The organism is Acinetobacter sp. MF4642, assembly GCF_002018925.1.
Classification (GTDB): domain Bacteria; phylum Pseudomonadota; class Gammaproteobacteria; order Pseudomonadales; family Moraxellaceae; genus Acinetobacter; species Acinetobacter johnsonii.
The window spans coordinates 38766-62261 of record NZ_MVON01000018.1 but is presented as its reverse complement, the minus strand read 5'-3'; the positions used below and the strand labels follow the sequence as shown (position 1 = coordinate 62261).

Here is a 23496-nt window from a genome sequence, read left to right as displayed (position 1 = left end):
TCACTTCGTCAATCTATAGCTTTTTTTAGGTACTTGCAATGCAAACAACTGTTCATTGGTTAGAGAATGTTGCTTTCGAAGCAAAAACTCAAAGTGGTCACAGTGTTATCATGGATGGATCGCCAGAATATGGTGGTGAAAACCGTGGTCCAAGACCAATGGAATTAATCCTGACAGGACTGGGTGGTTGTGCCTCTTTTGACATCGTGACCATACTTAAAAAATCACGCCAAGAAATTACCGATGTACGCTGTGAACTCAAGGCAGAGCGGGCAGATAGCATCCCTGCAGTGTTCACAAAAATCCACTTACATTTCGTGATTATGGGTCATGCGGTGAAGGAAAAACAAGTCGCAAAAGCCGTGGAATTATCGGCAGAAAAGTACTGTTCTGCGAGCAAAATGTTGATGGATGGTGGGGTTGAAATCACCCATGATTTTGAGATTATTGAAGCAAATTAAACGCTGACTTTTAAGTCATTTGAGGCTGATCTGGTGATCGGCCTTTTTCATGCTTCACGCTTTTGTTTTGATTCCGTAAACTGGGACACAATTCATCACACGAATAAATAGAAAAATGCGTTGCTTGTTTGATTAATAATTGATCAAATGATTTTGGTTGTCACTGATTGATAGGTCGTTGTGGTCTTTAATACATAAATAATGTGGGGTGACGCTTGAAAATAAGGCGGAGAAGACCCATCTTATAACAGAGTCTTATGAGTTTATTATTAAGATAAACTAATGAAAAATAAGTTAAAATGTAGAAAAATTAATTAAATTTGAATTGAATTTTGAGCAATTGTTCCCATATATCCATCAAGTTCGAAATTTATTGTGAGGAAAACAAGAATGCGATTTGAAAAATTCACAAACCGCTTACAGCAAGCTCTCTCAGATGCTCAATCACTTGCAGTGGGGAAAGACCATACCGCAATTGAAGGTATTCATATCTTATCAACATTGTTAGATGAAACCTCCAATCTGAGTTTGTTGCAACAAGCGGGTGCTAATTTACCTGCTTTACAAAGTAAATTAAAACAAGCACTAGCTGATGCACCAACACTGACAAATCCTACAGGTGACGTCAATTTAAGTTCAGAGGCTGTCAAAGCGCTGAATTTGGCAGATAGCTTCGCGCAAAAAGCAGGCGATGAGTTTTTGTCTACCGATTGGGTGATGCAAGCCTTGGCCGAAGTGGGGGCAACTAAAACGCTACTCAACAGCGTGGGCGTACAAGCAGACAGCTTACGAAAAGTCATTTTAAAAATTCGAGGTGATGAGAAAGTCATGAGCAACAATCATGAAGATCAACGTGATTCTCTGAATAAATACACCATTGATTTAACTGAACGCGCACTTGCAGGTAAGTTAGATCCTGTGATTGGGCGTGATGACGAGATTCGTCGTACCATTCAAGTTTTGTCGCGTCGTACCAAAAATAACCCAGTGTTGATTGGTGAACCCGGGGTAGGTAAAACAGCCATTGTTGAAGGCTTGGCACAGCGGATTATTAACCGTGAAGTACCTGAAAGCCTACAAGGTAAACGTGTTTTATCCTTAGATTTGGGTTCTTTGCTTGCGGGTGCCAAATACCGAGGCGAGTTTGAAGAGCGCTTAAAAGCAGTACTGAAAGATTTGTCTAAACAGGATGGTGAAGTCATTTTGTTCATCGACGAATTACATACGCTGGTAGGCGCAGGTAAAGGCGATGGTGCAATGGATGCAGGTAATATGTTGAAACCTGCTCTGGCACGTGGTGAGTTACGCTGTGTTGGTGCAACCACATTAGATGAATATCGTCAGTACATTGAGAAAGATGCTGCGCTAGAGCGTCGCTTCCAAAAAGTGTTGGTCGATGAGCCGAGTGTGGAAGACACCATTGCGATTTTACGTGGTTTGAAAGAGCGCTATGAAGTGCACCATGGTGTGAAAATTTTAGACTCTGCCATCATTGCAGCAGCGAAAATGTCACATCGTTATATCACCGACCGTCAATTGCCTGATAAAGCGATTGATTTGATTGATGAAGCGGCTTCTCGTATCAAAATGGAGCTGGACTCTAAGCCAGAAGCTTTGGATAAACTTGAGCGTCGTTTGATTCAATTGAAACTGCAACTTGAAGCAGTGAAAAAAGATGAAGATGCCGGTAGTCGTGCGGAAGTCGCTCATCTTGAAAAGCAAATTAGCGAAGTTCAACATGAATACAATGATTTAGAAGAGGTTTGGAAAGCTGAAAAAACCTTAGTTGAAGGTACCAAACAAGTTCAAGCTGAATTAGATCAGGCGCGTATTGCGCTGCAAAAAGCGCAGCGTGAAAACGACTTAGGTGAAATGTCGCGTCTTCAGTATGGTGTGATTCCAGAGTTGGAAAAACGTCTCAATGAAGAAGAAGTCGTTGAGGAAAAAGAAGAGCCAAAACTACTGCGTAACAAAGTCACTGACAATGAAATTGCAGAAGTCGTTAGTGCTGCTACGGGCATTCCAGTGGCTAAAATGATGCAAGGTGAACGTGAGAAACTTCTCCATATGGAAGAGTTCCTACATAACCGTGTCGTCGGACAAGATGATGCTGTGGTTGCAGTATCCAATGCGGTTCGTCGTTCGCGTGCTGGCTTGTCTGACCCGAACCGACCAAGCGGCTCGTTCTTATTCTTGGGCCCAACTGGTGTTGGTAAAACAGAGTTGACTAAAGCACTGGCAAACTTCTTATTTGATAGTGACGATGCCATGATTCGTATCGACATGTCCGAGTTTATGGAAAAACACTCTGTCAGTCGTTTGGTGGGTGCGCCTCCTGGTTATGTCGGCTACGAAGAAGGTGGTGTGTTAACTGAAGCTGTACGCCGTAAACCGTATAGTGTCGTGCTGTTCGATGAAGTGGAAAAAGCACATCCCGATGTGTTTAACATCTTGCTCCAAGTGTTGGATGATGGTCGCTTAACGGATTCGCAAGGTCGCGTGGTTGACTTTAAAAATACTGTGATCGTCATGACATCGAATTTAGGTTCGAGTGATGTGCGTGAGTTGGGTGATAATCCTTTGGATGAAGAAGTTCGAGCAGTGGTGATGAATGCTGTGACGCAACATTTCCGTCCAGAGTTTATCAACCGTATTGATGAGTTAGTGGTCTTCCATTCACTCAAAAAAGCGCAAATTCGTGGTATTGCCGATATCCAATTGGATCGTTTACGTGATCGTTTGGTTGAAAAAGATATGCGCTTAACGGTGGATGATCAAGCCTTTGACTTATTGATTGACGCTGGTTTTGACCCCGTTTACGGTGCACGCCCATTGAAACGTGCCATCCAACAACAGGTTGAAAACAACTTAGCTCAAAAAATATTGTCTGGTTACTATGTGGCTGGAGACAATATTATGATCACTGCACAAGATGGTCAGTTGAGCTTTGACAAAGTGAAAATGAGTTAATCGTGTAAATGGTTCATTGAAACTAAAAAACCCAGCTTCGGCTGGGTTTTTTATTGCGGGATAGAAATGTTAAAAGCTGACATTTTTAAGCCAAAATGTGACGTAAGTTTTCACATTTATGTGATGGGTATGGCATCTAAGTGATTTATTTGCAAAACAATTATCTTTATTTAAAGATTCTCTTTATAATTTATTTTAATAAAAAACAAACAACTTGAGATAGAAGAAATGACTCAATTGAAGTGGGGTATTGGAGGCGTACTTACGCTTGCTGTGGTCGCAGTAGGGGGGAATCTTTATGCGGATAAAAGCTTGAAGGCTTATTATCAACACAGCACCAAACAATCGAATGATTTAAAGTTGCAATATCAACAATTTCAAATGGGGGCTTTAAATGGCAGTGCGAACTGGACCGCTGAATTAGTCCTAGACCCATGTAAACCGAAAGAAGTGATCCAATTGAAGGGGCAGGATCATATTCAACGGAGTTGGAATGGATATGCGATTCGTTCAGATATTAATATTACGCAAGCACCCGGCGCACTTCAGTCTTTGTTGAAGGAACCACTTAAAGTACAAAGCAAAGTGAATTGGTTGGGTACTTTGAATAGTACCTTGACTACGCCAGTGATTACCCGCAATGAAGCTCAACTCCAGTCTAGATTAGACCCGATGACATTAAAGTTTCGCGCAAAACCGATCGAACAACAGTTAAAGATACTGGATTTACAGCTTGAAATTCCGAATTTAACAGTCACCGATCCAAATATACATTTGCAAATGGTGGGGCTGAAGTTAGAAAGTAACCAAGGGCTGAATGGTGAATATCTTGAGGCGGGGGAAACCAAAATTAAGATGGATCTGCTGAAAATGTCAGATCGAGATATCAATAAACCGATCAATGCTGAACTGAAGAATTTTAGTATAGAAACACAAAGTGAGCTGACAGACCGAGTTGTAAACACCGAAATGTTGTTGCGTCTAGATGAAATGAAAATGCCTTCAGCACCCGCAGTCCAAAACGTACAGTTTAATTTTAATGTACTCGATGTAAACCGGCAGAAATTACAGACGCTGTTTGATATTTTGGCGAAAAGTGAAAACAGTTGTTTGGCAAAAGAGGCAATGGAAAAAGATATGGAGCCTGCTTTATTGGCCGTGATCAATGAAGGTTTCCGTTTTGAATCCAAAGAGAACCAATTTGCTATTGGGGAAGGTGTTGCGCAGGCGAATGTGACGGGGCGTATTATGCCGAGTCATCAATCGACGGTGATGGGTATGGTGAAAATGATGCCGAGTTTAATGGAATACAAAGCAGATATTCAGTTTGATAAAAATATGATCTCGCGCATCATGAATAATTATCTGCAAAAAGGTGGCGTCAGCATGTCTGATCAAGAGATCGAAACCATGCTTTCGACGATGCAGAGTTCAGGGCAGGTGAAACGTGAAGGGAATGTCATGAAAATGTCAGTTGATTACAAATATGGGCAAACCAATTTCCTGACTGAATAATGCAAAATATGATGGTGTAACATATAAAAAAGGGACGTATTTCGTCCCTTTTTTATATCTGAAAATTGTCTAATGCAAATTTAGCGAAGATGAAATACCAGCGGGTATTTCATCTTCAGTGCATTAGTTTTTTGGATGGGTAATTTTCCACGCACGGTGGATTTTTTGATTGCGCTTGAAATCAGGCCCAATGGTTTCACTGGTAATTTCTTCGACATCAAAAAACGCTAAAATTTCTTCGTCCATTTCAAAACCACGGTAGTTGTTCGAGAAGTACAAAGTACCATCCGTGGTTAAACGGTTCATCGCGCGTTTGAGCAATGATAAATGGTCGCGTTGTACATCAAAGGTACCGTAGAACTTCTTCGAGTTTGAGAAGGTTGGTGGGTCAATAAAGATCAGCTCATACTGTTCATGACCTTCTTTTAACCACTCAAAACAATCACTAGCAAAGAACTGATGTTGTTCATCGGCATGATCGACCGTTAAGCCGTTCAAGACGAAGTTCTCTTTAGACCAGTTCAAATATGTATTTGAAAGATCGACACTGGTGGTACTTGCCGCGCCGCCTAAAGCTGCATGTAAGCTGGCTGTAGAGGTATAGCTATACAAGTTCAAGAAGTGCTTACCACGTGCTTCTTGTGCAATGCGTAAGCGGATTTGACGGTGGTCGAGGAACAAACCTGTATCTAAGTAATCAGTTAAGTTCACTAAGATTTTTGCTTTGCCTTCTTGCACGATAAAACGCTTAGAAGCAGTACTTTGCTTGGTATATTGAGTTTTACCTTCTTGGCGAGCACGTGTTTTGATAAAGATCGCATCACGGCCTAAACCTGTTACAGCACGAATCGCCTGTAAAGCAAGATTGAAACGTTTCTTGGCTTTTTCAGGATCGATTTTTTTCGGTGGCGCATATTCTTGGACGTGTAAACGTTCACCATACAAATCGACTGCGACGTTAAAGTCTGGAAGATCGGCATCATATAAACGTAAACAGTGAATGTTTTCTTTCACTGCCCATTTCTTTAAGGTCTGCATGTTCTTTTGTAAACGGTTAGCAAAGTCTTCAGCACCTTCAATCGCCTCAAACTGTTGTGGCTGCCAAGTTTCCAAGAACGGTTTGACTACTGCAACAGGTTTAACTGAACCTGAACGCACGTAAATAGGGAGTTTACCATTCATCAAACGCATGGTTTGTGGGTCATTCAGCGCCAATACATCGGCTTGCTCAACGGCTGCTGCGATAACCGCTGCGGTCTGATTTGGGAAGTTCTTTTGTAGTAATGCGGACAAGCCTAAATATAAAGCACGGTTTGAGGCTTTATCACCCAAACGCTCACCATAAGGTGGGTTGGTCACAATAAAGGCTGTTTTTCCTTCGGCTTCAAAGTTTGGCCAGTCGGCTAAAGTCCGTTCTTCGATTTGGATCTGGTCAAGTACACGTTCAAAACCAGCAGCAATAATATTTTGCTTGGTGGCTTTTACTGCTTCCCAGTCTGCATCAAATGCGTAGAACTTAGGAAGGGGTTGTTCCAAGGCTGTTTGATGGCGTTCAGCTGCTTCCGCTTTAATGCTCATCCACAGATCATGGTCATGGCCATTCCAGCCATTGAAACCGAAACGACGAACTAAACCAGGTGCGCGGTCAGTCAGCATCATTAATGCTTCAATAATGAACGTCCCAGAACCACACATTGGGTCAAGGAAAATATCGGGTCTTTTTGTAAGGAGCTTGGCTTTTTGTAAAATCGCAGCCGCTAAATTTTCTTTAATTGGGGCATCGGTCATATAACGACGGTAGCCACGTTTATGCAATGAATCACCAGATAAGTCTAAACAGTATGTGTGTTCAGTTTTTCCTGCGAGTGCATAAATGGTAATTTCAGGTTGCTTAATATCAATACTTGGACGTTTACCGACAGCTTCCATGAATGAATCGACGATACCGTCTTTTACGCGTAGAGTTGCAAACTGGCTGTTCACCTTAATTTCACGTTCAATATGTAAACGAACGGCGAAGGTGCTTTGTGGTGCAAAAATTAGCGACCAATCAAAGTTCATTGCACCTTCGTAGAGCTCTTCAGCAACATCACGAGCATCATGGCTAAATTCCAGCTCATGAACATGAATGGGTGTGAGTACACGCGACGCAAGACGCGACCACATACAAATGCGATAGGCATGTTCCAGTGTACCTTTGAAAACTAAACGCCCAGGAAAACGTTCAATGTTTTGAACACCTAAACCTTCTAATTCTTCTTGGAGTAAGGTTTCTAAGCCATCGGCACACGTAACCCAATAGCTGCTTAAACGCGAAGCGGTTTTCATAAATTTGAGAGACCAAAATAAAACAAAATAAACTCGCTAAAGTTTAACGTATTTTGCCTCTGAATGGTTTTTTAAATATGCCTCTACTCAGCGGAAATATTAAAATAAATGAATCACCATGTGAACAATAACGTTTTTGGTACGTATTTTGCTAAATCCTTGCAAGTTTAATTTACTGACTGATTTCTGATAGATCGTCAGTAAATATTTTTCACTTGAAAGGGGATGAATATGTCGACCAAGTTAGATCGCGGTGTTGTAAGTCATGCTGATGCTTTTTCAATTGCAACTTTACTTTATGCACGTTTGCGCCGTGTATCGGGGCGTGTAATTGATGTAATGTATTTGGTGGAAAACCCAAGTTATGCACGTCAAATGGCAGAGCTTGCTTTAAGTACAAAAGATGCTGAACTGATTCGATTGGTGAGTCGTTTAGACAGTGTCATGGATGTTTTTAACTATGAAGAAACAGCCGTGATCGAAAAACCTAAACAGGTCGACACAACACGACATGAGTTGGAAGCCACTGAAGAAGAAATCTACCGTGCCCAAGTGTCACATCACTATATTGGCGCTTTACGATAAGAATCGCTGAAGTTGGATCGCTCTCGCAAGAGAGCTTTTTAAAATGTCCGCTTGGATAAATGGGATAAGAAACTCTATGGAATTGATATTTATAGCAATTTGATGAACTCTGAATTTGGCTAATTTAGCCTTTGATGGTTTAATTTAACTGGTTGAAATAATAGATAAGAATTTCATAATCTTAGTTTTGAAGCCGATGATAATTAAGGCAATTGTTTTAAACTGAGGTCCAAATCAAAAAGAAAATCTGTATAATGCGTTAACTTAACGTACAAGGAATCTCTCATGCACTTGGCAGCATTGCATACTCCGAGTCAGATTCAACTCAACCAAGATGGTCATCTCAAACACTTCCTCACCATCGAAGGTCTTTCTAAAGAAACTCTTACAAAAATATTGGACACCGCGCAGTCCTTTTTTAATGACCAAAATCAGCTGATTACCAACAACCTCTTAGAAGGTCGAACGGTAATGAACCTTTTCTTTGAAAACTCAACCCGTACTCGTACCACTTTTGAAGCAGCGGCAAAACGCCTTTCTGCAAATGTATTAAATATTGATATCGCACGTTCAAGTACTTCCAAAGGGGAGACGCTCAGAGACACTTTATGGAACTTAGAAGCGATGGCTGCGGATATTTTTGTGGTACGTCATTCTTCGTCGGGTGCGGCACATTTTATTGCCCAAACCGTTTGTCCACAGGTTGCAATTATCAATGCAGGTGATGGCCGTCATGCGCATCCAACACAAGCTATGTTGGACATGCTGACCATTCGCCGTGAAACCAAAAAGAAATTTGAAGATATTTCAATTGCCATCATTGGTGATATTAAACATTCACGTGTGGCGCGTTCAGATGTTGCTGCATTACAAACACTGGGGTGTAAAGACATTCGTGTAATTGCACCAAACACGCTGCTGCCATACGGCTTTGATGAATATGGTGAAGGTGTACGTTTATTTAATAACATGGAAGCTGGGATTCAAGACTGCGACGTGATTATTACCTTACGCATTCAAAATGAACGCATTGATTCGCCTGCGCTGTCATCTCAAGCTGAATTCTACAAAATGTACGGTTTAAACAAAGAACGTCTTGCGATGGCAAAACCTGATTGCATCGTGATGCATCCTGGGCCCATGAACCGTGGTGTAGAGATTGATTCCAGTATTGCTGATGGTCCACAGTCTGTGATTTTAAATCAGGTGACCAACGGAATTGCTGTACGTATGGCAGTTTTGGCGCTTGCAATGCAAGGTCAACTGCAAGAGCAAGGTTTGTTAGACGCGATTGCGGGATAAGGAATAAGTCATGACTGTTGTAAAAATTGAAAATGTACGTGTTCTTGACCCAATTCATCAAACAGATGCGGTTCAAACGGTATATATCGAAAATGGCAAGTTGGTTGCTGAAACAGCCAATGTCACTGAAACAATTGATGGTCAAGGCAAGTGGTTGATGCCAACGATGGTGGACTTATGTGCACGCCTACGTGAGCCAGGTCAGCAGCAGCACGGGACATTAAAATCAGAAGGTCGTGCTGCGCGTGAAAATGGTATTTTGCATGTGTTTACACCGCCAGACTCAAAACCGATTGTGCAAGATAATGGTGCTTTGATTCATGGTTTGATGGAAAAAGCGATGTTGGATGGCGGCATTTATCTGGAAGTGATTGGTGCTCAAACCCAAGGCTTACAAGGTAAGCAACCTGCAAATATGGCGGGTCTCAAAAAGGGTGGTTGTACAGCCGTTTCAAATGCCAATGCGCCTTTTGCAGACGATGATGTGGTGCTGCGCACTTTAGAATACGCAGCAGGTCTTGGTATGACTGTGGTGTTTTATGCAGAAGAACCGCAAATTGCCAAAGATGGCTGTGTCCATGAGGGCTTTGTGGCATCGCGTCAGGGCTTACCAACCATCCCTGCGATTGCCGAAACCATTGCGATTGCCAAGTATTTGCTAATGATTGAAGCGACGGGTGTTCGTGCTCACTTTGGCTTATTGTCTACAGGTGCTTCTGTCGATTTGATCAAAATCGCTAAAGATAAAGGCCTGCCAGTCACATGCGATGTAGCAATGCATCAGTTGCATTTAACAGATCAGCTGATTGATGGCTTCAACTCACTTGCACATGTCCGTCCACCACTACGTGCTGAGTCGGATAAAGAGCTCCTTCGCCAAGGTGTGAAAAGTGGAGTGATCGATGCGATTTGTACACATCATGAACCGCTGAGCAGCTCTGCAAAGTTAGCACCGTTTGCTGAAACACAACCGGGCATCACCGCTTTTGATACCTATGTAGCTTTCGGTGTGCAATTGGTACGTGAAGGTTTATTTAGCCCTTTGGAATGGGTCGAAAAAGTCACGATTGCACCAGCAACGGTGGCCAATATGCTTGAACGTTGGACTGCTGAAGCAGGCTGGGTATTGGTTGATCCTGAGTTAGACTGGATTGTAAATAAAGACAATATTTTGTCGCAAGGTAAAAATACACCTTTAATCAATCAAGTGGTGAAAGGAAAAGTTCTAAAAACTTTTGCAGCTTAAACATTACATTAAATGTGGATTAAAAAGTCAGCTTCGGCTGGCTTTTTTATTGGGCTTAGGTAAAACTGATGCAAATACAATATTTTACAAAGTATAAAAAATGAACAGATAAACTGAAAAATGACGATGAAAACAATGAGAAAAAGTGGGGTAAGACTTCATGAATGTCGATTTTATGGATTTACTAAAACAAAATGTCTCTGCAATTGTTTTAGAGGGTGATACACAACATTTACTTGAAAAAAATCAAGCAATTCAATCCTTTTTACCAATTTTACTGTCTATATTAAAGTCAAAGTCTGAACTGATTCCTGCATTTCAACAGCAGTTGAATCCACGTCTCAATGATGCTTTTGCATCGAATGTCAGTCTCAAGCAACAGTTTTTGGATCATGTCCGCGGGGCAGCGTCCGCAGATGAAATTGAAAGTACCTTGAGCCGTTCGATTACACCTGCATTAGCATTTTTAGCCACTGAGGCAGGCTCTTCAGAACCTGAAGCGATTTCCCATTTACTACAGGTCAACACCGATTCCATTAGTCGTGCGTTACCTGAATGGGCAACTGCATTACTGGCCGGATTAGGGGTAAATACCTTACAAGGACCGGCTACACATGTCGCGCCTGCAAGTGTACATGCTACAAAAGTAGATGAGAAACGGTCATTTTTACTCCCAATTTTGGCTTTAATTATTTTTGCGGCATTGTTTGCTTTTATTTTTAGGGCCTGTACCGACAAAGCCACCACTGAAACAGCACCTCCTGCAAATATGAATGCCAGCCAACCCGCAAAATTTCAAATCACCACAGGGGCAACAGGAGACTTGGTCACTTGCCAAATTTTCTCAGCCAATGCGGCTTATGTTGAAATTTTACAAAAAGAAGTAAAGCAAATTTTTAATAACAGCATCGGCTGTGGTGCAGATATGCAGAGTATGTATCACACTGAATTTATTGACCAAGATGCGATACCCAGTGTAATCAGTGCGTTGAAAGGTGTGCCGAATGTAAATTTAACATGGTTTGGCAATCAGTTATCGATTCAATCACAAGATCCAGCCAACGCACTTAAAGTGGCAGATCAAATTAAACCTTTACTGCGTAATATGACAGTTGTGACTCAGCAACCACTGGATGTCAACCGTGCCGTGGATACCAGTATTAGTGATGCTGAGCGTGCGCTGGCAGAAATTAATCCTGAGCAAGTTCGAGCACTAGACGTTGCCACGGCATTGAATTTGCAAATTATTAACTTTGATACAGCTTCATCGGCGATACCTGACGTCAATAAGTCGATTTTGGATCAGGCCGCGGCGCTGATGCAAAAAGCACCTCAAGTCAAATTGACCGTGATGGGGCACACAGATGCAACGGGCGATGCGGCCGTCAATAAAACCTTGTCGCAAAATCGAGCTCAGGCGGTGGTGGATTATTTAATTTTTAAAGGCGTCGATCCTGCGCAGTTGCGAGCGATTGGTTATGGCCAAGAAAAGCCAATTGCAGACAATCAAACCGATGAAGGTAAGTTTAAAAACCGCCGTATCGAGTTTGAGGTTTTAAATACAGACTCTGGTGTGGTGCGTGAAGTGGATGATCGTGGTGTTGAAAAGGTTAATTAAGCGATGTTTTAACCCTGCTACGGCAGGGTTCTTTTATATAGCTACTCGCATAAAAGCTTATTTTTTGGTTAAATACGCTGCGAAAAACAACAGCCTTATGGTTTTATAACAATGATGAAGAAAACAATTTTTGCCAGTTTAATCTTGAGCAGTTTATTTTTAAGTGCTTGTAACCGAACCGAGAATAAAGCAGAAACGGTTGCTGAACCACAAGAAATGTCAGATTGGAGTTGTACAGCTCCGGCCAATGTCGAACAAATTCAAGCGCATTTAAAAGCTGAATACTTAAAAGCCCTAGACCGCCGTTTGCGTGATAGCCGTGAATATGAGGCCGATGAAAAATTATTAACGCAGATTAATAACGGTATTCGCTTTGAAATTAAAGGGATTTCAACCACCACAGAAAAGCCTGATACAGCGAAGCAATTGGACTGCGAAAGCCAGTTGGTGGTGATTTTCCCGAAAGGGTTGCAGAAACGTGCTGAAAATGCGTTTTTAGCACGTCCATGCGAAGAGTGTGAGGACGGTTATCAAAGTACTTTGCGTGATGTCTTAGAAGAGGGTGAATATTCACTCAACTTAGACAATGATCAGCTACAAGGTGCATTTAGCTATAACATCATTAAAACGGATAAAGAAGGCATTAGCCTCAATGTACCCAATCAAAATGGCGTGATTGATGGTGTGGTTTTGGTGACTCAGCATGCGGTGCAGTTTGCGGCCTATGAAAAAGCCAATTTAGAGCAGCAAGAAAACATCAAACAATATAATGAGCAAGAAGTTGCGCAGATGGAACTGGCACAGAAAGCCATGAATATTCGTAAAAAGGAATTGGATGCTGACCAAGTCAAAGTGGTGGAACGCCTGAACCAAACTTGGGATAATTTCACTGAGGAGCAAAAACAGCAGCTACAACAAGACCAAACGGAGTGGTTTGAAAAACGTGATGTAGACTGTAAAGTGATTTCTCAAAAAAGTGTCTATCAAATGACGGATAGTGAAAAAGAAACCTATCAAAAGCAGTCGCAATATTGGGATGATGCTTTACGTGCCCAAGATCAACAATTGCAATATACCAAGTGCTTTAATCAAAAAACCAATGAGCGCATTGTGTATTTAAATAATGTGTTTAATTAATTGGGCTACATTGAAAATATGCTTTATAGAATGAGAAAAGGACGAATATGATTCGTCCTTTTTTATTTAGATTGTGTTTTCTTCCTTGGTTTAGAAGGTAGGAGGCATATAGGTTAGGCTACGACCTAAAATCCAAAGTAGGAACAGCACCAAAGGCAGATGGAAAACCAATTGAGTGACAGTAAAGCCGATCACATCTTTGGCTTTTAATTTGAGAATGCCAAGCATGGGCAGCATAAAAAATGGGTTGATTAAATTCGGCAAGGCTTCAGCAGCATTATAGATTTGCACCGACCAGCCTAAATGCACTTTTAAATCATGTGCAGCTTGCATGACATAGGGTGCTTCAATAATCCACTTACCACCGCCAGAAGGAATGAAAAAGCCTAAAATGGCAGAATATAAGCCCATCACAATGGCAAAGGTTTCTTTGGAGGCAATCGAAACAAAAAACTTAGCAATATAATGTGATAGCGACAAATCATGACTGTTTAACGCTTGTGTCATCATAAAGGCGATACTGCCATACAGCGGAAACTGAATCAGGACCCCTGAGACTGCTGGCACGGCTTTGGTGACAGCATTGAGGAAATTTCGTGGCGTACCATGTAGTGCAATACCCAGCATCAGGAAAATAAAGTTGTAGGTATTTAGGCTTGAAATGGCCAAGATCGGATTACTTTTGCTGAACTCATTGAACATCCAAACTAGACCCAAGAGCACAATCAAGATACTCAATAAAGGCGAGTTCTCTAACCAGTCTCCTGGGCGTTTTGTGGTTGCTGTCGGCTTAGTTTCTTCCTCAAACTGGATGGGGAATTGATCAATGGTTTTAATGTCTTGCCCTTTGGGTGCAGACCAAAATGCAATAGCAATCGAGGCAATAATCAATACAGCCGTCATGATCATCGACTGAGGCAAGAAAATGGTTTCGGTAAAGGGAATCACACCGGTTAGATTGTAAATCGATTCGGGCAGGCTGGCTTTGTTGGCTTGCAGTTGTGCCGCAGAAGAACTAATACCTAAGGCCCACGTTGCTCCCATACCAATAATCGCGGCGGCAGCGGCAGCACGATAGTCCATATTCAGTTCTTTGCGTTTAGCTAACGCAATCACCAGCAGGGCAGTCAGTACCGTACTCATGGCCCAGTTAATCAGCGAAATTAATAAACTGACCGTGGCAACAAGCACAATTGCACCGCGACCACTATGGGGAATTCGGGCCATTTTTTGAATCAGCAGCTCTACAGGCTTTGAAACAGAAACCACATAACCAACCACAATCAGCATACACATTTGTAAGGTAAAAGGGATCAGACTCCAAAAACCATCACCAAAGGAAACTGCGACATCTTTGGCAGGTGCGCCAATGCTGATCGAGGCAATCGCGACGATCACGACACCCAATAGGGCAAAAATATAAGAGTCTGGAAACCATTTCTCCGACCAATCACTGACACGTAGTGCAAAACGTTGCAAAATATTTTGAGAGTTTTCCATGCATTGATTCCATTTTTATCTATGAGGTATGAATTTTTGATTCAGCCTATCCGTGCTGATAGAAATGCCTTTAAAACAGGATCGCTGCTTTAAAGGCATTGGATTATTTTTTCTATTGTGTAAATGATGTCGAATTAGCGGATCAGAGCAACACCTGTCACTTTTTGAATGTCTTCAAAACTGACATCTTTCGCCAGTTCAACTAATTTCACACCTTCCTGCGTAATGTCCATGACACCGAGATCAGTAATCACGCGATGTACGACATTTTTGCCTGTCAGGGGCAGACTACATTGCTCGACAATTTTTGGCGTACCATCTTTTGCAGAGTGTTCCATGAGCACCACCACTTTTTGTACTCCAGCAACCAAATCCATCGCGCCACCCATGCCTTTGACTTTTTTACCCGGAATCATCCAGTTGGCCAAATCGCCATTTTGTGAGACTTCCATTGCCCCTAAAATGGCGATATTGACATGACCTCCACGGATCATGGCAAAAGAATCTGCACTAGAGAAAAATGCTGCGCCCTGACGTGCGGTAACAGTTTGTTTTCCAGCATTGATTAAATCGGCATCGACTGTTTCGGCTGTTGGAAACTCGCCAATACCTAACAATCCATTTTCAGACTGCAACCAGACGTTGACGTTTTCAGGAATATAGTTGGCCACCAGTGTGGGTAAGCCAATGCCTAAATTGACATAAAAACCATCTTCCAGCTCAAGCGCTGCACGTTGTGCCATTTCATTACGAGACCAAGCCATGGGTTAAGCCTCCTCTTTTAATGTGAGTTGTTCAATACGTTTTTCAGGGGTTGTATTTAGCACAATGCGATTGACATAAATACCCGGCAGATGAATCTGGTCTGGGTCTAAAGCGCCAATTTCAACAATCTCCTCAACTTCGACAATGCAGACTTTTCCAGCCATCGCACATACTGGGTTGAAGTTTTGTGCGGTTTTACGGAAAATTAAGTTACCTGCAGTATCGGCCTTGTATGCCTTCACGAGTGCAATGTCTGCGGTGAGCGAGTTTTCTAGAATATATGGTTTGCCATTAAACTCACGCTCTTCTTTGCCTTCGGCAATGAGCGTACCTACGCCTGTTGCGGTAAAGAAGGCAGGGATACCTGCACCTCCAGCACGGAGTTTTTCTGCCAGCGTGCCTTGAGGGGTGAGCTCCACCTCAAGCTCACCACTTAAGAACTGACGTTCAAATTCTTTGTTTTCACCCACATAAGAAGCAATCATTTTTTTGATTTGTTTGCTTTCTAGTAAGAGACCTAAGCCGAAACCATCGACGCCTGCATTGTTCGAAATACAGGTGAGGTTTTTCACGCCCGTTTGTTTTAAGGCTGTAATTAGACTTTCTGGAATACCGCATAAACCAAAGCCACCAACCGCTAGGGTTTGACCATCTTGAACTACATCTTGCAGTGCATCCTTTGCACTTGAATAAACTTTATTGACCATAGTGTTCTCGTTATCAATTGAATGGCTTAGGCACAGCGCTTTTGCCAGTAGGCATTGGCATAGTTAGATGGATTGGTGCGTTGCAGTACTTGGCTGATGTTTTGGCTGGCAATCATCAGTGCATCGAGATCAATCCCAGTGTCATAACCCATGTTGGAGAGTAGGTAGTAAAGGTCTTCTGAGGAGACATTGCCCGATGCGCCTTTGGCATAAGGGCAGCCACCTAAACCTGCAATGGACGAATCAAATACACGAATGCCTTGTTCTAAAGACTGGTAAATATTGGCAATGGCCATGCCATAGGTATTATGAAAATGTCCTGCTAAACTCATGGCATCCATTTCAGCTAAACATGCCTGCCAGACTTTTTTCACGCGGTCTGGTGTCGCCGTGCCAATTGTTTCACCTAAGGACACTTCATAGCAGCCCATGTCCAGCAAACGTTGGCTGACGTGTGCAACTTTGCTCGGTGCAATTGCGCCTTCATAGGGGCAGTCGACAACACAAGACACATAACCACGCACTTTGATGTTATGGGCTTTCGCCGCAGTCATGATGTCTGCAAATTTTTCAAAGCTTTCGTCAATGGAGCAATTGATGTTTTTTTGGGTAAAGCTTTCGGAGGCTGCGGTAAAAACTGCAACCTCCTGACAGCCGACTGCCAAAGCAGACTCAAATCCTTTCAAGTTCGGGGTCAGTAAACTAAAATTGATATTCGGATCTTTGGGTAAGCTGGCAAAGAGTTCGTCACTTTGTGCCATTTGTGGAACCCACTTTGCAGAGACACAAGAGCCCACTTCAATGGCACTGAGTCCCGTCTGCATTAAATCTATAATCAGTTTACGACGGTCATCCAAGGTGAGCGGTATCTTTTCATTTTGCAAACCATCTCGCGGCCCGACTTCGACAATTCTGACAAATTCATTCATACGGCACCTTCCAAGCTTGAAAACTCAACCAATTCATCGCCTGCTTTGACCTGATCACCGACTTGGAAGTAAGCTGCAGAGACAATGCCATCATGTGGAGCACGAATTGAATATTCAATTTTCATCGCTTCAAGCGTGAGGAGGACATCATCTTTTTTCACTGCGCTGTTGTTTTGTACCAAGACTTGTGTGATCACACCTGGCATTGGTGCTTTTAAGTTGTTGGCATCAGAAGCATCATCTTCCGTATTAAAGTTAGGCTGAATATGTGCAAATTTATAGCTTTGACCGTCTGCATACAAGGTTAGGCCCTGTGCATTTGAACTATAAGCATAGGTCTTTTTGCTTGTTGCACATTCAATTTTAGCTAAATGTGCCTCTAATAATTCACCTTGAATGAAAACGCTATGTCGATTGTACTTCGCTGTAAAGCCTTTTGCCGCTGGGCTGAAATAGACTTTATGTTCTTCATCGTTTAGTGCAAGTTTAATGGCATAGCTGGCATTAATATTTAAACGCCATAGAGACTCGGCTTGCCATACAGGATTTGCATCTGTTTTATTGCTGGCAAAACGGGACAAGAGTTCAATCAATGCTGCCGTAATGATGAGCTCTGAAGAGGCTGTTTCATTATGTTGCAATAAAAACGCTTCTTCACGTTGAATTAAGTTGGTGTCTAGATTGGCGGTTTTAAAAGACTCTGAACGGACCAAACGGTCTAAGAATGCAATGTTATTGCCCAAGCCATCGACATGGAATTGACTCAGTGCATGGTGCATTTGGGTGAGTGCGGCTTCACGATTCTTTGCCCAAACAATTAATTTGGCAATCATTGGGTCGTAAAAGGTCGTGATTTCATCCCCTTCAACAATGCCACTGTCTACGCGGACATGTTCATTTTGCTGAGGGTAGTGCAGGTAGTGGATTTTACCAATTGCAGGTAAGAAACCTTTTTCAGGTTCTTCAGCATAGACACGTGCTTCCAGCGCATGACCATGAATACTGAGCTCGTGTTGTTGTTTAGGCAGTGGTTCACCAAAAGCGACACGTAGTTGCCATTCCACCAAATCCTGCCCTGTAATCATCTCTGTTACAGGATGCTCAACTTGCAGGCGAGTATTCATTTCCATGAAATACGCTGTGCCGTCTTGCTCCACAATAAATTCAACAGTACCTGCACCGACATAATCCACTGCACGTGCTGCATCAATAGCGGCTTGGCGCATGGCTTCGAGTTTTGGCTCTGCCATTTTGGGTGCAGGTGCTTCTTCTAATACTTTTTGATGGCGACGTTGTACCGAACAATCGCGTTCAAAGAGGTGCACATAGTTACCATGTGTATCACCAAAAACTTGCACTTCAATATGGCGCGGTTGTACTACATAGCGTTCAACCAGTACATCATCATTGCCAAAGCTTGAACGCGCCTCACTTTTACATGAAGCCAAATGGCTTAAAAAGTCTTCGCCGCGATCAACTAAACGCATGCCTTTACCACCACCGCCAGCACTGGCTTTAATCAGCACAGGGTAGCCAATGGCATCGGCTTGTTGTTTTAAAAAATCAGGATCTTGGTTGGTGCCATGGTAGCCCGGCGTCAGCGGTACGCCTGCTTTCTCCATTAAGGATTTAGAAGTGGCTTTCAGGCCCATGGCTAAAATGGCATCTACAGGTGGACCAATAAAGACAATGTTGTTTTTTTGGCAAGCATTGGCAAATTGGTCATTTTCAGATAGAAAGCCATAACCTGGATGAATGGCTTCTGCGCCTGTATCTAAGGCAGCTTGGATAATACGTTCAATTTGTAGATAGCTTTGTGCAGCAGGGGATTCGCCGATATAAATGGCTTCGTCGGCTTGTTGCACGTGCTGTGCTTGAGCGTCAGCATCTGAATAGACTGCAACGGTGGCAATGCCCATTTTTTTTGCAGTTCGGATCACACGACAAGCAATTTCACCACGGTTTGCAATTAAGATTTTATTAAACATATCGATATCCTTTCTTGTTGTTATGCCGTTGTTTTGATCCAGACAGGACTGTGTTTATTTAAAAAAGCATTTAAGCCATTTTTCGCCTCTGATCCTTGGCGTACATGGGCAATATGTTGTGCAGTTTGCAACAACAATGCTTCGGTTAACACTTGCTGATAGACCATTTGGATAAGTTGTTTTGAAGCAGTTTGTGCTTCTGGCCCACCCAAAAGTAAGACATCGACTATTTCTGTGACTTTTTCATCTAACTGTTCAGCATCGGCCACCACATGCGCCAGACCAATGTGTAGGGCTTGTTCCGCAGAAATACGTTCTGCGGTTAAAAAGTAGCGTGAAGCTTGACGTGCACCAATCGCACGAATCACATAAGGACTAATGGTTGAAGGGGCTAAACCTAAGCGCACTTCAGAGGTTGCAAACTTAGCATCGCTGCTTGCGACACAAATATCGCAGGCAGAAGCCAGTCCCATCCCACCACCAAAAGCAATGCCTTGTACGCGGGCGATGGTCGGTTGTTTTAATGTCGCTAAACTTTGTAGCATTTTCGCTAGTTTCAATGCATCGGCTTCATTTTCAGCCTGTGATGCTTGTCCTGCTTCTTTCATCCAGTTCAGGTCAGCGCCCGCTGAGAAGCTTTTGCCACGACCAGCTAAAATCACGACACGAACATCATCACGCGTGTTGAGTTCGCTAAAGCAGTGGTGCAGTTCTTCAATCACTTGAGTATTGAAGGCATTATGCATTTCTGCACGATTAATCCATACCGTTGCCACTTGGTCGCGTTGTTCGAGTTGTAAATATTGAAAGCTCATCGCTCATCTCCTACATGCGGAACACGCCGAATTTGGTCGGTTGAATGGGTGCATTTAAAGCTGCGGCTAAACTTAAACCGAGCACCTGACGGCTTTGTGCAGGGTCAATCACACCGTCATCCCACAAACGCGCCGATGCATAATATGGATGGCCTTGACGTTCAAACTGATCGCGGAAGGGTTGTTTAAAATCATCTTCTTCTGCCGCAGACCAAGACTCGCCACGTTTTTCGATTTGATCACGCTTTAAGGTCGACAATACACTTGCCGCTTGTTCACCACCCATGACCGAAATACGCGAGTTGGGCCATGTCCACATGAAGCGTGGAGAATAGGCACGACCACACATACCGTAGTTGCCTGCACCAAATGAACCACCAATCACGAGGGTAAGTTTCGGGACATTTGCGGTTGCAACAGCCATGACCAGTTTAGCGCCATTTTTGGCAATGCCTTCATTTTCGTATTGGCGGCCAACCATAAAGCCAGTGATGTTTTGGAGGAACAGTAGGGGAATATTGCGCTGCGTACAGAGCTCAATAAAGTGAGCCCCTTTTTGTGCAGACTCTGAAAATAAAATACCGTTGTTGGCAATAATGCCAACGGGCATGCCATAGATTTTGGCAAAACCTGTGACTAAGGTGGTGCCAAAGCGAGCTTTGAATTCATCAAAACGTGAACCATCGACAATACGGGCAATCACTTCACGAATATCGAATGGTTTACGTGCATCACTTGGCACAACACCATACAGTTCTGATGCATCAAATAATGGTTCTTCAATCTCTGTTGCACGTGTATGTGGTGTTTTATTCAGGTTCGCTACAATGTTACGAGCAATGGCAATTGCATGTTCGTCGTTCTCAGCTAAATGATCCGCTACACCAGACAGGCGAGTATGGACATCACCACCGCCTAAGTCTTCACTGCTGACCACTTCACCTGTTGCTGCTTTCACCAGCGGTGGGCCACCTAAGAAAATCGTCCCTTGATTACGCACAATAATGGTTTCATCAGACATGGCAGGTACGTATGCACCGCCAGCCGTACAGCTGCCCATTACCACCGCAATTTGGGCAATCCCCATGCTCGACATGCGTGCTTGATTATAGAAAATACGTCCAAAGTGATCACGGTCAGGGAAAACTTCATCCTGCATCGGTAAATATGCACCACCTGAGTCAACCAAATAAATACATGGCAGATGGTTTTGCTCCGCAATTTCTTGAGCACGTAAGTGTTTTTTCACCGTCAATGGGTAGTACGTGCCGCCTTTCACTGTCGCATCGTTGGCGACAATCATGCAGGTCACACCATTGACCTGACCTACACCAGCAACGACACCAGCCGCAGGCACATCGTCTGCATAGACGTTTTGTGCTGCCAACTGACCAATTTCAAGGAATGCCGTGCCTGCATCAATTAACTGATCAATACGATCACGTGCTAACAGTTTTCCGCGTGCCAAATGTTTTTGTCGCGCCGCTTCACCGCCACCTAAAGCAATTTGTTCTGCTTTTTGCTTTAAGTCATCGACCAAGCTTTGCATCGCGGTTTGGTTGGTTTTGAAGTCTTCACTTCGAATATTGATCTTGCTATGTAATTGATTCATCACGAACATCCTGGTCATTTTTATTGTTGTGGAGGGTTAAGCTGTTTCATTAAACAGTTCACGGCCAATCAACATACGGCGAATTTCAGAAGTTCCCGCGCCAATTTCATAGAGTTTTGCATCGCGCCATAGACGGCCTGCAGAAAATTCATTGATATAACCATTTCCACCTAAGGTCTGAATGGTTTCACCTGCCATCCATGTAGCTTTTTCCGCAGCATATAAAATTGCACTGGCTGCATCTTTACGTAGACTACGGTTATGGTCAGCCTTATCGCATTCAGCACCCACGGCATAAACCAACGCTTTACACGCCAACCAAGTCGAATACATATCGGCAATTTTGCCTTGCATCAACTGGAACTCACCGAGCGCTTGGCCGAATTGTTTACGGTCATGGATATAGGGAATCACGGTGTCCATGCAGGCATCCATAATGCCTAAAGGACCTGCACTTAAAACCGCACGCTCATAGTCCAAACCACTCATAAGTACTTTCGTGCCGTTTCCAACACCGCCCATTACGTTTTCTTTTGGCACTTTCAGGTTGTCAAAGAACAGAGGGTAAGTGTTCGAACCGCGCATACCTAACTTGTCTAAATGTGTGCCGTGGCTAAAACCTTCCATGCCTTTTTCTACAAGGAAGGCTGTCATGCCTTTAGCGCCTGCATGCAGATCAGTTTTGGCATACACCACAAGCACATCAGCATCACCACCATTGGTGATCCACATTTTTGAGCCATTTAACAGAAAGTGATCGTCACAATCTTCAGCTTTGAGCTTCATGCTGACTACGTCTGAGCCTGCGTTTGGTTCAGACATGGCAAGTGCTCCGACATACTCACCTGAAATTAGCTTTGGTAAATAACGTTGTTTTTGTTCCTCGCTACCATTTCGGTTAATTTGATTCACACATAGGTTAGAATGTGCACCATAAGAAAGACCAATCGAAGCTGAAGCACGTGAGATTTCTTGCATGGCAATGATATGTGCCAAATAACCTAGGCCTGTACCGCCATATTCTTCACTGACGGTCAGACCGAGTAAGCCCATATCGCCAAATTTTTTCCACAACTGAGCTGGAAATTCGTTGTTCTGATCGACTTGTTGCGCAATAGGAGTAATTTCCTTGGCACAAAAAGCCGCAACGGAATCACGCAGTGCAATGAGTGTTTCATCTAAACCAAAATTTAAGCTTTGTAGGGTCATTTCTTCATTCGTCCTATGAGTGTATTTATTGTTCCTGATAAAGCATTTTTGTTGTGCTTGATTTTTACAATACATCGAATTTTTAAAAAAGTGAACTAAAATTCACAAATTGATTTACAATTCATTTTATCTGGTTGAGAATAGAATTATGAGTTATAAAAGATCATCGTTGATGCAAGAACGAATGGAACAAAATCGGGAAGCGATTTTGCAATCTGCTCGTGAACTTATTGCTCAAGGGGGGATTAAAGACGCGCAAATTCAAGCAATTGCTGAACGCGCGGGTGTTTCGAGTGGTTTGGTGTATCGATACTTCGATAACAAAAGCCAAGTGTTAATTGAGGTTTTGTCTGAGGCCATTCAGCATGAGGTGAAAATTTTAAATCACATTGCTGAAAGTGAGCTCTCGTCAAAACAGAAATTGGACAAGGCGGTAACCACGTTTGTGAAACGTGCCATGAATAGCCCCCAACTAGCGTATTCACTCATGTTTGAACCAGTCGATGCTGAGTTAGAACATGAACGTTTTCGCAGTAAACAGCTGATTAAACAGAGCATCAAAGAAATACTGGCCGCAGGGAAAATTAACGGTGAGTTTGGATTTGAAGATTTAAATACCGCAGCACTTTGTGTGGTCGGCGCCATGACCTTTGTGGTGATTGAGCCCTTAAATCCATCTCGAAATGTGATGTTTGATCAAAACTATAAAGACTACTTTGTGAAACAAATTGCCGAATTTTGTGTCAATGCAGTTCAGGTTCAGGAGGAAAAATAGTAGCAGGTGTGAACACAAAGGCTTGGTGTTTGAA

Annotated in this window: 18 protein-coding genes; 9 read left to right on the top strand and 9 right to left on the bottom strand. The window is 42.9% G+C overall.

Annotation, left to right across the window (positions count from 1 at the left end; genetic code table 11):
- Positions 1-38 precede the first annotated feature (38 nt).
- From MF4642_RS10960 to MF4642_RS10950, 3 genes are all read left to right on the top strand, one after another.
- A complete protein-coding gene (locus tag MF4642_RS10960; RefSeq protein WP_078426237.1) occupies positions 39-461 on the top strand; it encodes an OsmC family protein in 423 nt (140 codons plus the stop codon).
- Positions 462-851: 390 nt separating this feature from the next.
- On the top strand, positions 852-3431 hold the full coding sequence (clpB, locus tag MF4642_RS10955; RefSeq protein WP_078426236.1) for an ATP-dependent chaperone ClpB: 2580 nt from the start codon (positions 852-854) through the stop codon (positions 3429-3431).
- A gap of 228 nt (positions 3432-3659) precedes the next feature.
- The gene (locus tag MF4642_RS10950) at positions 3660-4946 is read left to right on the top strand and encodes a DUF945 family protein (RefSeq protein ID WP_078426235.1); all 1287 of its coding nucleotides are present in this window, start codon (positions 3660-3662) and stop codon (positions 4944-4946) included.
- A gap of 123 nt (positions 4947-5069) precedes the next feature.
- Here the strand turns inward: MF4642_RS10950 and rlmKL are convergent, their stop codons facing one another.
- Positions 5070-7274 (bottom strand): bifunctional 23S rRNA (guanine(2069)-N(7))-methyltransferase RlmK/23S rRNA (guanine(2445)-N(2))-methyltransferase RlmL, encoded by a 2205-nt coding sequence (rlmKL, locus tag MF4642_RS10945; RefSeq protein ID WP_078426234.1) that lies wholly within the window; start codon positions 7272-7274, stop codon positions 5070-5072.
- 231 nt (positions 7275-7505) lie between these two features.
- Between rlmKL and MF4642_RS10940 the strand changes: the two genes are divergently transcribed.
- The 5 genes from MF4642_RS10940 to MF4642_RS10920 all read left to right on the top strand — a co-directional run bounded on the left by MF4642_RS10940 (position 7506) and on the right by MF4642_RS10920 (position 13162).
- Positions 7506-7859: a hypothetical protein gene (locus tag MF4642_RS10940; protein ID WP_078426233.1), complete on the top strand. Its 354-nt coding sequence runs from the start codon at positions 7506-7508 to the stop codon at positions 7857-7859.
- 285 nt (positions 7860-8144) lie between these two features.
- A complete protein-coding gene (locus MF4642_RS10935; protein WP_078426232.1) occupies positions 8145-9161 on the top strand; it encodes an aspartate carbamoyltransferase catalytic subunit in 1017 nt (338 codons plus the stop codon).
- 10 nt (positions 9162-9171) lie between these two features.
- A complete protein-coding gene (locus MF4642_RS10930; protein WP_078426231.1) occupies positions 9172-10407 on the top strand; it encodes a dihydroorotase in 1236 nt (411 codons plus the stop codon).
- Between the two features lie 160 nt (positions 10408-10567).
- Positions 10568-12025 (top strand): OmpA family protein, encoded by a 1458-nt coding sequence (locus MF4642_RS10925; protein WP_078426230.1) that lies wholly within the window; start codon positions 10568-10570, stop codon positions 12023-12025.
- A 114-nt stretch (positions 12026-12139) separates the two neighbouring features.
- Positions 12140-13162 carry a DUF1311 domain-containing protein gene (locus tag MF4642_RS10920; protein ID WP_413772807.1) on the top strand — a complete coding sequence of 341 codons (1023 nt, stop codon included), beginning with the start codon at positions 12140-12142 and terminating at the stop codon, positions 13160-13162.
- A 90-nt stretch (positions 13163-13252) separates the two neighbouring features.
- Here the strand turns inward: MF4642_RS10920 and MF4642_RS10915 are convergent, their stop codons facing one another.
- The 8 genes from MF4642_RS10915 to MF4642_RS10880 form a co-directional block, all read right to left on the bottom strand.
- A complete protein-coding gene (locus MF4642_RS10915; protein ID WP_078426228.1) occupies positions 13253-14662 on the bottom strand; it encodes a short-chain fatty acid transporter in 1410 nt (469 codons plus the stop codon).
- Positions 14663-14796: 134 nt separating this feature from the next.
- Entirely contained in the window at positions 14797-15426 is a 630-nt protein-coding gene (locus MF4642_RS10910) for a CoA transferase subunit B (RefSeq protein WP_078426227.1), read from the bottom strand.
- A gap of 3 nt (positions 15427-15429) precedes the next feature.
- A complete protein-coding gene (locus MF4642_RS10905) occupies positions 15430-16134 on the bottom strand; it encodes a CoA transferase subunit A (protein ID WP_078426226.1) in 705 nt (234 codons plus the stop codon).
- A gap of 26 nt (positions 16135-16160) precedes the next feature.
- Positions 16161-17063, bottom strand: a complete 903-nt coding sequence (locus tag MF4642_RS10900; protein WP_078426225.1) for a hydroxymethylglutaryl-CoA lyase — start codon at positions 17061-17063, stop codon at positions 16161-16163.
- Positions 17060-19051: an acetyl/propionyl/methylcrotonyl-CoA carboxylase subunit alpha gene (locus MF4642_RS10895; RefSeq protein WP_078426224.1), complete on the bottom strand. Its 1992-nt coding sequence runs from the start codon at positions 19049-19051 to the stop codon at positions 17060-17062. The genes MF4642_RS10900 and MF4642_RS10895 overlap by 4 nt, the downstream gene beginning before the upstream one ends.
- Before the next feature lie 20 nt (positions 19052-19071).
- Positions 19072-19866 (bottom strand): enoyl-CoA hydratase/isomerase family protein, encoded by a 795-nt coding sequence (locus tag MF4642_RS10890; protein WP_078426223.1) that lies wholly within the window; start codon positions 19864-19866, stop codon positions 19072-19074.
- A 10-nt stretch (positions 19867-19876) separates the two neighbouring features.
- Positions 19877-21478, bottom strand: coding sequence for a carboxyl transferase domain-containing protein (locus MF4642_RS10885; RefSeq protein ID WP_078426222.1), 1602 nt, complete (start codon positions 21476-21478; stop codon positions 19877-19879).
- A gap of 36 nt (positions 21479-21514) precedes the next feature.
- Entirely contained in the window at positions 21515-22687 is a 1173-nt protein-coding gene (locus MF4642_RS10880; RefSeq protein ID WP_078426221.1) for an isovaleryl-CoA dehydrogenase, read from the bottom strand.
- A gap of 148 nt (positions 22688-22835) precedes the next feature.
- On the opposite strand from MF4642_RS10880, the gene MF4642_RS10875 reads away from it, so the two are divergent.
- Positions 22836-23462 carry a TetR/AcrR family transcriptional regulator gene (locus tag MF4642_RS10875; protein WP_004982268.1) on the top strand — a complete coding sequence of 209 codons (627 nt, stop codon included), beginning with the start codon at positions 22836-22838 and terminating at the stop codon, positions 23460-23462.
- Positions 23463-23496 lie beyond the last annotated feature (34 nt).

What these genes read in the sequence shown, in the direction of transcription:
- MF4642_RS10960 (WP_078426237.1), top strand. Translation starts at nt 39, where the DNA reads ATGCAAACAACTGTTCATTGGTTAGAGAATGTTGCTTTCGAAGCAAAA.
- clpB (WP_078426236.1), top strand. Translation starts at nt 852, where the DNA reads ATGCGATTTGAAAAATTCACAAACCGCTTACAGCAAGCTCTCTCAGAT.
- MF4642_RS10950 (WP_078426235.1), top strand. Translation starts at nt 3,660, where the DNA reads ATGACTCAATTGAAGTGGGGTATTGGAGGCGTACTTACGCTTGCTGTG.
- rlmKL (WP_078426234.1), bottom strand. Translation starts at nt 7,274, where the DNA reads ATGAAAACCGCTTCGCGTTTAAGCAGCTATTGGGTTACGTGTGCCGAT.
- MF4642_RS10940 (WP_078426233.1), top strand. Translation starts at nt 7,506, where the DNA reads ATGTCGACCAAGTTAGATCGCGGTGTTGTAAGTCATGCTGATGCTTTT.
- MF4642_RS10935 (WP_078426232.1), top strand. Translation starts at nt 8,145, where the DNA reads ATGCACTTGGCAGCATTGCATACTCCGAGTCAGATTCAACTCAACCAA.
- MF4642_RS10930 (WP_078426231.1), top strand. Translation starts at nt 9,172, where the DNA reads ATGACTGTTGTAAAAATTGAAAATGTACGTGTTCTTGACCCAATTCAT.
- MF4642_RS10925 (WP_078426230.1), top strand. Translation starts at nt 10,568, where the DNA reads ATGAATGTCGATTTTATGGATTTACTAAAACAAAATGTCTCTGCAATT.
- MF4642_RS10920 (WP_413772807.1), top strand. Translation starts at nt 12,140, where the DNA reads ATGAAGAAAACAATTTTTGCCAGTTTAATCTTGAGCAGTTTATTTTTA.
- MF4642_RS10915 (WP_078426228.1), bottom strand. Translation starts at nt 14,662, where the DNA reads ATGGAAAACTCTCAAAATATTTTGCAACGTTTTGCACTACGTGTCAGT.
- MF4642_RS10910 (WP_078426227.1), bottom strand. Translation starts at nt 15,426, where the DNA reads ATGGCTTGGTCTCGTAATGAAATGGCACAACGTGCAGCGCTTGAGCTG.
- MF4642_RS10905 (WP_078426226.1), bottom strand. Translation starts at nt 16,134, where the DNA reads ATGGTCAATAAAGTTTATTCAAGTGCAAAGGATGCACTGCAAGATGTA.
- MF4642_RS10900 (WP_078426225.1), bottom strand. Translation starts at nt 17,063, where the DNA reads ATGAATGAATTTGTCAGAATTGTCGAAGTCGGGCCGCGAGATGGTTTG.
- MF4642_RS10895 (WP_078426224.1), bottom strand. Translation starts at nt 19,051, where the DNA reads ATGTTTAATAAAATCTTAATTGCAAACCGTGGTGAAATTGCTTGTCGT.
- MF4642_RS10890 (WP_078426223.1), bottom strand. Translation starts at nt 19,866, where the DNA reads ATGAGCTTTCAATATTTACAACTCGAACAACGCGACCAAGTGGCAACG.
- MF4642_RS10885 (WP_078426222.1), bottom strand. Translation starts at nt 21,478, where the DNA reads ATGAATCAATTACATAGCAAGATCAATATTCGAAGTGAAGACTTCAAA.
- MF4642_RS10880 (WP_078426221.1), bottom strand. Translation starts at nt 22,687, where the DNA reads ATGACCCTACAAAGCTTAAATTTTGGTTTAGATGAAACACTCATTGCA.
- MF4642_RS10875 (WP_004982268.1), top strand. Translation starts at nt 22,836, where the DNA reads ATGAGTTATAAAAGATCATCGTTGATGCAAGAACGAATGGAACAAAAT.